Source organism: Mesorhizobium sp. M1A.F.Ca.ET.072.01.1.1, assembly GCF_004023325.1.
Lineage (GTDB): Bacteria > Pseudomonadota > Alphaproteobacteria > Rhizobiales > Rhizobiaceae > Mesorhizobium.
Genome location: NZ_RZSF01000204.1, coordinates 1 through 12,161, shown reverse-complemented (window position 1 = coordinate 12,161; position 12,161 = coordinate 1). Strand labels below are relative to the sequence as shown.

Annotated in this window: 8 protein-coding genes and 5 pseudogenes; 8 read left to right on the top strand and 5 right to left on the bottom strand. The window is 60.4% G+C overall.

Going from position 1 to position 12,161, the window contains the following annotated elements; genetic code table 11:
- Nucleotides 1-2: 2 nt before the first annotated feature.
- Nucleotides 3-1,472, top strand: a complete 1,470-nt coding sequence (gene istA, locus EOA32_RS24245) for an IS21 family transposase (protein ID WP_128373081.1) — start codon at nucleotides 3-5, stop codon at nucleotides 1,470-1,472.
- Between the two features lie 13 nt (nucleotides 1,473-1,485).
- Nucleotides 1,486-1,809 (top strand): annotated as a pseudogene (locus EOA32_RS24240) (ATP-binding protein); the annotation flags it as partial.
- 31 nt (nucleotides 1,810-1,840) lie between these two features.
- On the opposite strand, the gene EOA32_RS24235 reads toward EOA32_RS24240, so the two are convergent.
- Nucleotides 1,841-3,913, bottom strand: coding sequence for a recombinase family protein (locus EOA32_RS24235; RefSeq protein ID WP_128373080.1), 2,073 nt, complete (start codon nucleotides 3,911-3,913; stop codon nucleotides 1,841-1,843).
- Nucleotides 3,897-4,070: a hypothetical protein gene (locus EOA32_RS38785; protein WP_189407336.1), complete on the bottom strand. Its 174-nt coding sequence runs from the start codon at nucleotides 4,068-4,070 to the stop codon at nucleotides 3,897-3,899. Before EOA32_RS38785 ends, EOA32_RS24235 begins: the two co-directional genes overlap by 17 nt.
- Before the next feature lie 315 nt (nucleotides 4,071-4,385).
- Between EOA32_RS38785 and EOA32_RS24230 the strand changes: the two are divergent.
- Nucleotides 4,386-4,817 (top strand): annotated as a pseudogene (locus tag EOA32_RS24230) (ATP-binding protein); the annotation flags it as partial.
- 473 nt (nucleotides 4,818-5,290) lie between these two features.
- Here EOA32_RS24230 and EOA32_RS24225 read toward each other — a convergent pair.
- Nucleotides 5,291-5,803, bottom strand: a complete 513-nt coding sequence (locus tag EOA32_RS24225) for a GNAT family N-acetyltransferase (RefSeq protein ID WP_128373079.1) — start codon at nucleotides 5,801-5,803, stop codon at nucleotides 5,291-5,293.
- A 520-nt stretch (nucleotides 5,804-6,323) separates the two neighbouring features.
- Between EOA32_RS24225 and EOA32_RS24220 the strand changes: the two genes are divergently transcribed.
- From EOA32_RS24220 to EOA32_RS24210, 4 genes are all read left to right on the top strand, one after another.
- Nucleotides 6,324-7,319, top strand: a complete 996-nt coding sequence (locus EOA32_RS24220; protein WP_128373078.1) for an ATP-grasp domain-containing protein — start codon at nucleotides 6,324-6,326, stop codon at nucleotides 7,317-7,319.
- A 333-nt stretch (nucleotides 7,320-7,652) separates the two neighbouring features.
- A complete protein-coding gene (locus EOA32_RS40085; protein ID WP_245499367.1) occupies nucleotides 7,653-8,099 on the top strand; it encodes a transposase DNA-binding-containing protein in 447 nt (148 codons plus the stop codon).
- A gap of 60 nt (nucleotides 8,100-8,159) precedes the next feature.
- Nucleotides 8,160-8,852, top strand: coding sequence for an IS4 family transposase (locus EOA32_RS40080; RefSeq protein WP_348632215.1), 693 nt, complete (start codon nucleotides 8,160-8,162; stop codon nucleotides 8,850-8,852).
- Between the two features lie 551 nt (nucleotides 8,853-9,403).
- Nucleotides 9,404-10,696: an FAD-binding oxidoreductase gene (locus tag EOA32_RS24210; RefSeq protein WP_189407334.1), complete on the top strand. Its 1,293-nt coding sequence runs from the start codon at nucleotides 9,404-9,406 to the stop codon at nucleotides 10,694-10,696.
- A 256-nt stretch (nucleotides 10,697-10,952) separates the two neighbouring features.
- On the opposite strand, the pseudogene EOA32_RS40075 reads toward EOA32_RS24210, so the two are convergent.
- Nucleotides 10,953-11,135 (bottom strand): annotated as a pseudogene (locus tag EOA32_RS40075) (IS110 family transposase); the annotation flags it as partial.
- Nucleotides 11,136-11,380: 245 nt separating this feature from the next.
- A pseudogene (locus tag EOA32_RS24200) lies at nucleotides 11,381-11,500 on the bottom strand (IS110 family transposase); the annotation flags it as partial.
- Nucleotides 11,501-11,552: 52 nt separating this feature from the next.
- On the opposite strand from EOA32_RS24200, the pseudogene EOA32_RS24195 reads away from it, so the two are divergent.
- Nucleotides 11,553-12,161: pseudogene (locus EOA32_RS24195) on the top strand (transposase); the annotation flags it as partial.

Here is a 12,161-nt window from a genome sequence, read left to right as displayed (position 1 = left end):
GTATAAGCGTTCGCGACATTGCCACCATGCTTGGAATCGCCCGCAGTACGGTGCAGGACAACATAGAGCGAGCGAGTGCCGCCGGGCTTTCCTGGCCATTGCCTGCGGAGCTGACTGACGATGTTCTCGAACATCGGCTCTTCTCCCGTCAGGGCGTCAAACAAGGGATACGCCGCCGCGCCGAGCCCGACTGGGGCGCGCTGACGGTCGAACTGAAGAAGCCGGGCGTGACGCTGTCGATCCTGTGGGAGGAGTACCGGGCCGTTCATCCTGATGGTTACGCTTACAGCAGGTTCTGTGACCTGTTTAGAGGCTTCGAGCGGCGCCTGACGCCAACGATGCGCCAGAAGCATGTCGCCGGTGACAAGGTATTCGTCGACTATTCCGGTAAGAAGCTGCCGATCGTGGACCGCAAGACCGGCGAGATCCGCGAGGCCGAGATCTTTCTCGGGGTGCTCGGCGCATCGAGCTACGCCTTTGCCGAGGCGACCTGGAGCCAGACCTTGCCGGATTGGATTGGCTCGCATGTGCGCATGTTCCGCTTCTTTGACGGCGTGCCCCGCCTGATTGTCCCCGACAACCTGAAGTCTGGCGTGAACCGGTCAAGCTTCTACGACCCAGAGATCAATCGCAGCTTCGGCATGATGGCTTCCCACTACGGCGTCGGGGTTCTGCCGGCGCGGCCGAGGCGACCAAAGGATAAAGCCAAGGTCGAAAGCGGCGTCCGTTTCGCTCAAAGCTGCATTCTCGGCCGGCTGCGGAACCAAACTTTCTTTTCACTGGACGAAGCCAATGCCGCTATCCGGGAGGCTGTCGAGCGGATCAACACCCACGTCATGCGCCGACTTGGCCAGTGCCGTCGCGACCTGTTCGAGACGATGGAACGTCCAGCGCTCGCCGTGCTGCCGGCCGAGGAATACGAGTTCGCCGAGTGGCGGCTGGCGCGTGTATCGACAGACTATCATGTCGAGTTCGAGCGCTATTTCTACTCCGTGCCGCACAGCCTCATTCGAGAGCAGGTGGATGTCCGGGCGACGAGCCGAACGATCGAGATCTTCTTCAAGGGCAAACGCGTCGCTGCCCATCAGCGCCGCTATGGTGGGGACCGTTTCGGAACCGATCCGGACCACATGCCCAGTTCGCACCGCCGCTACGCGGAATGGTCGCCGGAGCGCTTCCGGCGCTGGGCTCGCTCGATCGGTCCACAGACCGAGGGACTCGTCATCGCCATCCTTGCCAGCCGGCCGCATCCGGAACAGGGCTTCAGAACATGCCTGGGCGTTCTCAAGCTCTACCAGGTGATCGACACGGCGCAGGCCGAAGCCGTTTCGGCCCGTGCGCTCGAGATCGGCGGCCTGAACTGCAAAAGCATCAGCGCCCTCATCAAAACCTACAAAGCGTCCAGGCACACCGCCGAACCTGCCGCCGTCGGCGCGCACGCCAATCTTCGTGGCCCCGGCTACTTTCACTAAGGAACAATCAACGATGCTGACCAACCCTACCATCGACATGCTGCGCGACCTCGGTCTTTCCGGCATGGCCAGCGCTTTCCGGGAACTGGAGATGCAACCGGAGACAAGAGCCCTCGAGCACGGCGAATGGCTTGCCCTCTTGCTCGAACGGGAGGCGACAACGCGCCGTCAGAAGCGCTTCGAGGCCAGAGCGCGAGCCGCCAGGCTACGTCATGACGCCCAGCTCGAGAATGCCGATTTCCGTGCAACTCGCGGTCTCGATCGCAATCTCTTCATGAAGCTGGGGACATGCGACTGGATCAGACAGCGCCATAGCCTGCTCCTGATCGGACCGGCCGATCCCACGTCATAATGCCCACCTTGGTATGTCATTGAAAGACAAGGATTTGTTGATCCGGATTTGATGTTAGCGGACGCTTGCGGCTGGCATTGGAGCGATCCCCTACATCCGGGTTCTCAAGATCTTCTCTGCGGATGACCCAAGGTGCCCCTTTGCAATGTTGTTCTGCCGGCAGGATGCGGCTGCGGATCATGCGCAGCACCGTCATCGGGCTTAGATTGAGGATGTCAGCCGCCTCGTTCAAGGTAACTTCGCCGCGCGCGGCCCGTTCCCCCTCCTGGTAGACCGCGATGCCATGCTTGCTGCGGAAGCTGCACACTCGCGACTGCGTCCATCCGTTGAGACGCCCTGTCTTCTTGCCCAGGCGGTTCAGCAGTGACGCAATAGCCTTGTCGGGCATCAGCCGGGCGAGATGACGGATCAGCGTCTCGGTCTCGGGCTCGACAATCCAGCGGTGTTGGCCCGCCCGGTTCTTCTTCACGGCAAGCACCGTGTGGTCGCCGCCCTGCCAGTGTATCATCAATTCAATCTGCTCGTTTTCGATGCGCACGACGATCTCGCGCAGCACGGCGCGAAGGATGCGCTTGCGGCTGGCTGCTGTGGCCGCGGGATGGTGCCAAGCCGCCTCAAGATCAGCGCCCATGCGCAGCAGTGCCTGGCGTTCATCATCAGACAGCGCCTCCAGTTGGTGTCGTCCCAAAGCCCGCAATTCCGCCTCGCGTTCTTGAACGACTACCAACGCCGCATTCCACCGTCGTTCAAGTTCGCTGGCCACCAGACGGTTATCGGGATCGACTGCGTCGTATTGGCGCCGCGCCAGCGCGGCCTCATAACGCGCTTGCTCAAGCGCCAACTCGATCTGCCGCCGCCTTTCGCCGGCCTCCATCCGGCGGGCCTCGATCGCCTGGAGTGCGGCCTCAACACCTAGCGGCTGGAGCAGCCGAACGACTTCTGCGCCAACGGCAAGGTCGACCCGCAGCGAGCCGAACGAGATGCACGACTCAGTGCCGTGGTTCAACTGCGCGCCGCGGCAGTGATAGCGGCCTGTGTTGCCATTCTTGCCGCTATAGGCGACATGGAGTTTGCGCCCGCAATGGCCGCAACGCAGCAGACCGCCGAGTAGAAGTTCGCCTCGCCGCAACGCGCCGCGTGCCATCATCATGCCCTTGCCGTTGGCGTTGTCCGCGATCAGGCGCTGATTCCTTCCGTATTCCGCCCAACTGAGGTAACCCTCGTGATGGTCGACGAGCAAGACCTCCCATTCGGATTGCTCCTTGCGAAAGCCGCGCACGATGCGCTTGCGGCCATTTTCGATCGTCACGCGACTGCCGGTCCGCCCGAAGGCGTAGGCGCCCGCATAGATCGGATTGGTCAGGATGTGATGCACCGTGTTGTAGACCGGCAGCTTCCACACGATAGCGCGGCCGCCCTCTCGCGAGTAGCTGACGCAAGGCAGCACGATGCCGTCGTTGCGCAACGAGAGGTGGACCTGGCGGATGCTCTGCATCCCAGCGAAGCGGGAGAACACCAGGGCGATCGCCTCGCGCACGCGCAGATTGGCGTCCTTTTCAATCCGGTCGCGGCCCGCCCTCACATAGCCGACCGCCACTGTCAGGAAGAGTTCCCCCCGGCGCGCCTTCTGCTTCAAGGCTTCAATCGACCGGGCGCGCAAGATCGACAGCTCGAGCTCGCTCATCGTCCCCTTCATGCCGAGCAGCAGCCGATCATTCGGATGTCGCGGCTCATAAATGCCGTCCTCATCGATGATCAGCGTGCCGACGAGACCACAAAACTCGATCAGCGTGTGCCAGTCACGCCCGTTGCGCGCCAGGCGTGAGGCTTCGATGGCAAGAACGGCACCGACCCGGCCTTCGCAGATCGCCGCCAGCAGCCGTTCGAAGCCCGGCCGGCTGATCCCCGATCCCGAACGGCCGAGATCCTCGTCGATGACCGTCACGTCCGTCCAGCCAAGGGCGCGGGCACGTTCGGCCAACCCATACTGCCGCCGGCGGCTTTCGGGGTTGTTGACAAGCTGGTCGGCGGTGGATTGCCGGACGTACACGAACGCCCCGCGCGCAAGATGCTCAACCGTGATCTTCATCGTCCGTCTCCCTCGCCGGCGGGGTCGATGCGGACTCCTTCAGGAGTGCGCCGATCAGCGGCAGAAGCCGCTTCTGCCGCTCGGGCGGCAGTGGCATTCGCCGCGGCTCGGTGACGAACAGATCCGGTTGACGGTAACTGGGCTGCCTGCGCTGCATGCTCGTCTCCTCCATGAATTGAGTCGCTGCGCAGCAAGCATAGGCAGGCATCGAGTTCGGAACGGAGATCGCGCAGGCACGAAAGCGGCAGACGGGGTGTGTCATTGACAGCCATCGTCGCGGCGCTGTCCTCCATCATCCACGCCGGCACCACCGCCAATGTGCCGTCCGGCTGCCGGATGATGAACGACACTTCGCCGCGATAGCGCTGTCGGCCGGTAACTACGACAGCTTCACCGCAGCGCGGATGAAAGACATAGCGGACAATCGAACCACGACCGCCCTGGTAGCCGGCAGTATGAAGCTGTTTCGGCCGGCGTCGGAAAGAGCTGGCTGGCCTGCGCGCTCGGCCACAAGGCATGCCGCGAGGACCTTTCGGTCGCATACCACCGTGTGCCGCGCCTCTTCGCTACGCTCGCCCTGGCCCGCGGAGACGGCCGTTACGCGAAGCTGCTCAAGAGCCTGGCCAAAACCGATTTGCTTATCTTAGACGATTGGGGGCCTGAGAAGCTCAACGACGAGCAACGCCGCGATCTCCTGGAAATCGTCGAGGATCGCTACGAGAAGCGTTCCACCATCGTCACAAGTCAAATTCCCGTGGATCACTGGTACGACATGATCGGCAATCCGACCATCGCCGATGCCGTTCTCGACCGCCTTGTTCATAACGCCTACCGCATCGAACTTTCCGGTGAAAGCATGCGCAAACACAAGGTCCTGCCAGCCCCAGACACAACTCCCGCTTGACCGAAAACGACTTCGTCGACAAATATCAAAAACGACCCAGAGGCGCTCTAAGCCGTCCGGCTTCGCCTCGGAATCGCGTCCGGTATTTTATTGGAATAGGCGTCCGGTTTCGTCTCGGAATCACCGTCCGGTTTCATTGGAATACGCAGCCGGCATCGCTCACCGCGTCATTCGGACTGAAATCGTTGTTATGCTGGCAAGAATCGATCGTCGTTACCGGGTGGGTAGCGTGGCCGCCGCCGGGGCCTCATCCGGCCATGATCGCCGGCCGCCAACTGTCCTGCCGCCGACCACCTTTGCAGGTGGGCGGAGCGCAAGTGCGGCTATGGCGAACTGCACGAAGACAATTCCCGCGGTCGACAACATCGTCGATCCGGAGCGAAATCCCCGTTTGCGGTACGCATCCGGTGAAGCCTTCACCGGGTGCGTACGACGGCCAGACAGGTACATGGCGTTCAGGGATTTTATAAGCATCACTGAGGCGTACGGCGCAATTCAAACCATCGATAGTTCGTTCCATCAATGACAGCCGACCGAAGATAGGAAAAGCCCAGGGGAGCGCTCATTCTGAGAGATCGAATATTCGCTGGTCGGATGAGAGCGACCAGCCGATCGATAGGTTGGTTTGCGAAGGCGAACTCGATCACCGGCTTAAGACTCTCCGGCCCAATCCCTTGACCGCACTTGGCTCCGAACAAACGGCATCCGACTTCAAGGGCGTGGTCATCTAAGCGGCGCAGCCCGGACAGCCCCACGAAGCGCAGGTCGCCGCCGTTGTCTCGTTCATATATCATCCAGAATCCGTAACCGTAGGTTCCCCACTCATGAAGGTAGAGGGACAGTCGCGCATTAGTCATTCCCCGTGTTGGCGGAATTCCCTCCATCGTGGACTCGACTACTAGCGGATCGCAGTGCAGGCGATGCAGCGCATTTTCATCCCAAGGACGTATGGGGCGCATGAATAAGCGTTTTGTTTCGAGATTCATGTAATCCTCATTCCATCCATCGCGGTTACCCGCGAACTGAATGCCGGTCGGAAGCTCCGCGCCTCACACCAAAGGAAGCAAAACTCATGGCAATTTGGCTGATCGGACGGAAGAAGAAAGATTGCTGTCCCTTTTCTGCTATTTAGCCTGAGGCAATCAAAGATTGGCTAAACAGCCTGTGTCGCGAACGCGACACACCGATGTGGGGTTAAAGGCGTCAATGTTCGAAACCTGCGTCAATGTTCAAACGCTGTCACATAGGGGGCGCAAGTATTTGTCTCGCGGCAACCCGGCGGGCACGCAAATTGCGTGAGACGCGGAGAAGCATACGTTACGAGCATAGGCGTTTCACTGTCATTGTTTCTTGACGCAGCATGTGGTCGGCCGTGGTGCTTCGCACCACCTTTCGGCGGGGGCGTTCCATACAAGCGGAATCCGCGAAGATCGGCCCCCGGGCTGAAAACAGGAGGATGCAGCGAATTAAGTTGGCGACAGCGGGCAAAAATCCAGGGAGTAGCTCATGCGCATAGCTATCGTGTGGAACGATGATACTCGGGGCGTGATCAATCGGTTCGGTCAGCCTTGTCCGGAGGCATATGGCCGCGAGACGATTGAAAGCGTGGGGAAGGCACTGCAAGAAGGCGGTCACGAGACGCTGCTATGCGAGGGCGATAAAAGCATGCTGGCCACGCTGGAGCGGTTCATGGCCCCGGAGTCCCAAGCCCGCCCCTCGGGATTCGTGTTCAACATGGCATACGGAATTCAGGGCGAATGCCGTCTCACCCACGTTCCGGCCATGCTCGAGATGGCCGGCGTCCCATACACCGGATCCGGTCCGCTCGGGCATGGGATGGCGCTGGACAAGGTCATCACCAAGAGGCTCATCCGCGATAGTGGTTTGCCTACACCGAATTTTCGCGTGATGCGACACGGCACCGAAAGTACAGGAGAGTTGCGATTCCCGATGATAGTGAAGCCCCGTCACGAATCGGACAGTTGCGGAGTGCAGCTCGTAAATGAGCCCGCCCATTTGAGGCAGGCTGTAGAAGTGGTTGTCACGCAATTCGCTCAGGATGCGCTTGTGGAGGAGTACATTGAGGGGCGAGAAATCTGGGTCGCGCTGCTGGGAAACGAAGAACTCGAAGTGTTGCCTCTTGTGGAGCAGGATTTCGGCGACCGCGAGACGCGTTTTGTGACTTGGGAAGCGAAGCACATGGTGGTCGCGGCGCCGCCGAAGATTTGCCCGGCGCAGATCGGAAGCAGGCTTGCGACGGTGCTGCGGGATATTTCGGTTGAGACCTTCGGTATCTGCCAGTGCCGAGACTACGCCCGCGTAGACTTCCGGATAGACGATTTCGGCCAGCCGTTTGTTCTGGAGATTAACACGATGCCGGGGCTCGGCACGACCAGTGCTTACGTCTCGGCCGCGACCACCGCCGGGTACAGTTCCTCGAAGTTGGTCAATCGGATTCTCGATGTCGCTCACAGGCGCTGTTTCGGGATTGGCCTCCGCTAAAGCACGTCCGGTTTAGTCCGGATCGCTTTTCATCTGGAGAATGCCAAGACGAAGTTAGGCGTGCGTATCCGTAGCGACCCGCGTGGCGCAGATGTCCTTGATCCGAGCTTCGATGCCGGCCTGATGTACGCATCCGGTGAAGCTTTCGATTCCCCACATCGTCGGCGGGCCTATTGCCCCGTGTGAATCTGCCGTGATTCTGTCCGTGATGCCGAATCACGGAGGCGTCACGGATGCGAGACAAGACCAGCAGCAGCGAAGCCGCTTGGCAGGAGGAAGAGCTTTCTGCGGCGGCCCTTCCCGACAGGCGTCTGGTCCCGTCGGCTGCAACGGTTGCTGGATCAGATATCAGCTGCGCCGGGCAAGCCAATCCCGGCGGCCCGCCGCGACTGGTCGGCGGCGAAGGCGGCCTACCGCTTCGTTGACCATCCGCGTGTGACCGAACATAGCATTCTCGCCGGCCATTTCGCCGCGACCGCGGCGCGCGTTGCGGCGAGCGAAGGTCCGATCCTTATCCTGCAGGATACGACCGAATTTATCTACAGCCCCGCGCAGCCGGGCAAAATTGGCTTCACCCAAACCATTAACGCCGGGCGCTACAAGGCCGGGCAGCCCAACGTGCTGACCCTGTGCGGGGTGCTGATGCATTCGAGCCTGGCCGTCACTCTCACCGGCACACCCCTCGGTCTGACGGCGGCGAAGTTCTGGACACGAACGAAGTCCAAGGGAACGCTCGCGCTCAAGCGGCACATCAATCCCACCCTCGTGCCATCGAGATGAGGGAGAGCTACCGCTGGCTGGAGAACCTGCGCGGCGGCGCCTTGGGCGGGACGTCATCGCATTACGGTTGATCAGGACGAGACGACCTGGCTGCAGGTGAAGTTCGCCGCCGTCAATACCTTGCCGCCAGCGGGCAAGCAGAAGCGCTACAGTCCGCAGGCTCTGACTTACCTCCACGCACTCGAAGAGAATCCGCCGCCCGGTCGCGAGCCGATTGACTGGAAGCTGGTGACCAACTTGCCGGTCGAAGATCTCTCCGTGGCGGTCGAGAAGCTGGGCTGGTACGCCTTGCGCTGGAAGGCGGAGGTGTTCCACAAGGTGATGAAGTCCGGCTGCCGTGCCGAGGAGGCGAGGCTTGAGACCGCCAAGAGGCTGGCGAAGTTCCTCGCTCTCATCGCGGTGGTCAGCTGGCGCATATTCTTCGTCACTATATCGGCGCGCGCCAAGCCAGACGCCGAGCCAGACAGCGTTCTCACTGTCGCCGAGATCACTGCGCTCGACCGGATCGACGCGTCCCGAACGCGACCGCGCCTCCAACGGCCCACGCTGCCGCCCTACCTGCTACAAATCGCCATGCTTGGCGGCTATCTCGCCCGCAAACATGATCCGCCTCCAGGCAACGTGGTCGTCTGGCGCGGCATGACCCGCTTGCACGACATCGCCTTCGGCATCTCCATTGGGTCAAGCCGACGATGTGGGGTAACCGAAAGCCTCGCCGGAGGCTTACGGTTTGCGCGAAGGAAGCAACAATGATGGTTTAGACTATATCGCCGCCATGCACGAAACGGCAACAGAATTGCGCAACATGATTCCTCTTTATAGCCGAGCCGGTCAGTGTTCATTAATCCGGTGAGTGCTGTGGCATAAACCACACGCGCCGCCGACCATAGCTGCCGGTCGCTACCAGCGGCCTCTGGGTGGGTGCCGCGTCAAGATTTGTACCATCAGTGGCTTCGATGAGCGGCGCGTCGCGGCAGTGGGACCGCCTGCCGTGCGCCAAAGCGCCACGGAGGCATGGACGACGGCCACGAACGGAGGCTGCGCTGCGGGTAGGTGCGGCTGCGCAAAACCTCACTACGATTTCCACGAGGCTACCGGCGGGGGGTAGGATACAAGTCTCCATGGTGAGGGGCTCCAAAAATTGCATTCTCAATCGAGCCAAAGCTCTCGATCCTATGAGTTTTCTATTTCACCGCCTGACACGATTTGGAATAAACTGTGCATCCTCATGTGCGATCCTATCGCGCCTATTGAGTACGGGCGCTCTGCAGAGAACAAGCCCACAAACAAAGAGTCGTTGCCATATGAGCATCCCCAAAAAGGTCTTGGTAGCAGGAGGCGGCATCGTTGGCATCAACTGCGCCATCGAATTGCAACGTCGTGGCTGCAGCGTAACACTTATTGACCCGCGGTCACCCGGTGACGGTTGCTCTTTCGGCAACGCGGGCAACGTTGTAGCAGGGGCGGTGGTGCCCTTTTCGATGCCAGGAAATCTCCTAAAGATTCCTTCCTGGGTGCTTTCGCCTTACGGACCTCTATCCATAAGTTTGCGCCACCTCCCACGACTCGCGCCCTTTTTATTGCGGTGGCTTAGGGCGAGCCATCCCGCAAACGTCAGGCATATTTCGAAGGCAATGCATGCGTTACATAAGGAGACGTTCAACCTATACCTTCCACTGTTGAAAGAGCTTGGAGAGATAGACCTGATTACGAAGGCAGGGCAAGTTTATGTTTCGCGTCACCCCCATGGTGCGGATGGCGATACACTTAGTCGTGCTTTGCGCGCAGAGGCCGGAGTCCGCGTTGAAGCCCTTTCGGGGGGGCAAGTCCAAGACCTTGTGCCAGCTTTGTCCGCAGCTTATGGTAGCGGGATCCTCTTTCTTGACAATGGCTTTTGCGCCAACCCGCACCGGCTGGTTCAGGTTCTTGCCCATGCTTTTATGGCGCGCGGAGGGACGGTTCTGCGTGCCGCTATGGTGGCTGTCGAGCGCAGTCCCGAAGGGGGTGGAACTGCCATTCTGGAAAGCGGAGCGCGGCAGCGGTATGATGCTCTGGTAATTGCAGCCGGCGCATGGTCTCGTCGGCTTGCTATCATGTTTGGGGCTCGCGTTCCTCTAGAGGCAGAACGGGGCTATCATGTTACTCTGCCTCAGTCAGGCGTCCACCTGAACTTGCCTGTGACGAACTGCGACTTGAAAATATCTGCTACGTCGATGGAGATGGGGTTACGCATTACTGGAGGTGCCGAGTTCTCCGGATTGGAGGCGAAACCCCGCTGGCATTTCGCCGAGCGCATGCTCAAATTAGGGATGATGATGTTTCCTGGGTTGGAGCGCTCTGGAGCAAAACAATGGGTCGGCATGCGACCCTCACTCCCCGATGGCTTACCTGTCCTGGATCGTGCGACTGGTGATCGCAACGTGATCTTCGCATTTGGCAATGGACACTATGGTTTGACTGAAGCACCAATGATGGCGCGTCTCGTCACGGCCTTAGTAATGGACGAAAAGCCTTCAATTGATTTATCGCCTTATTCGCTCTCCCGATTCAATCACGCGCAAGTGTTTCCGGCTATGCACGCTTTCAATGAGGGCTGAATCTTGATTGTTTTGCGAAAGCCTTAGAGACTGTTTTGGAAATCGGCTTGCTATGGGTTGCGTCTGAGGCTTGGTTATGTTTCATGTGTGGACGGCCCACCGTTGAGCAGAAGATTCTGACAATGGCAATACTGAAGCGATCAGGTTCATTCATGTGTTCGGCCTGTTTTTTGTGCGGCCTCAGGCCGCTGGCCATGATGGTGTCGGTGGATTGGGCCGTCATGAAGCTGCCGCGCTGCGATGCGCATTGAATCACTCAGGTTCTGCCGATCCCCGGCGCCGCCCATGCGATCCGCGCTACCTTGTTGGCGACAGCGATTGTGACCAGCCGTGCCGGCTTACGCTCGAGCAACTGGTTCGCCCAGGTGCTGAGGGTCGTCGCTTTTCGCCGCGTGTATCGGATGACTGCCGTGGCGCCGACGACGAGGAGATGCCGTAAATAGCGAGGCGCTGGTGAAAGAGAAAACGGTCCACGTCAACCGCAGCCTGCTGTTTGCCCAGGGGATCGCCGGCTACGCGCCCGCGAACCGCGCCGCCGCCAGGCGCTCGAGGCGCTGAACCGGCGACGGGCGACAGCTGCCCATCCACATGAAGACGCAAATCGGCCGCGAGTTCGACCGTCTCGAACTCGTGCTTGACCAGATCAAGGCGGTCGAGGCCGAACGGGACGCCATGCTGGGTGGCCGACGCGTCTACCTTACCGAAGAAGCGAACCTCTCCTTCCCGACCCGCCTCCGCAGTCGCAATAGCGTTCTTCAGCTTCGCAACATCGATTCCGACAAATGCTTCTCTGTAATCCGCCACGCTCGTCCTCTTGTGGTGAGGATCGGCCCGGCCCGCCCGATTTGCATTTTGCATCGTCGACGAACCCGGCAAGATCTGCCGGGAGACGAAGGTGGAGAGCCCTCCCGAGGATCTTGTGCGGGTGCTCTCGGATTCTGCCTGGACCTTTGAGCGGATCGGGCTTGAACCGGATCATTGTCGCAATGGCTGTTCAGCGGCCTGGCCGAAGCCGGCCTGCCGGTGGTGTGCATCGAAACCCGCCACACCAAGGCCTTCCTGGAGGCGCAACCGAACAAAGCCGACCGCATTGACGCCCGTGGCATTGCCCAGATGATGCGGGGCAACCTGTTTCGCCCGCTCCATGTCAAGACGCTGACGAGCCAAAAGCGCCGGGCCCTGCTGACGGCGCGCAAGCTCTTGCAGGATAAGGCGATCGCCATCGAAAACGACATCCGCGGCCTGTTGCGCAACTTCGGTCTCAAGGTTGGGATGGTCGGCGCCGTGAAGTTCGAGCCCCGCATCCGCGAGCTCACCGAAGGGATGGCCGAAATCGTCGAACCGCTGCGCGAGACGTTTGCCGCGCTCCACCGCAAGTTCGTCGGTCCGGTGGTGGCGCTGGCCTATTCGGCGACCATCGACATTCCGGCCCGCTTCCGCAGCTCCAAGGCGGTCGGACCGATCT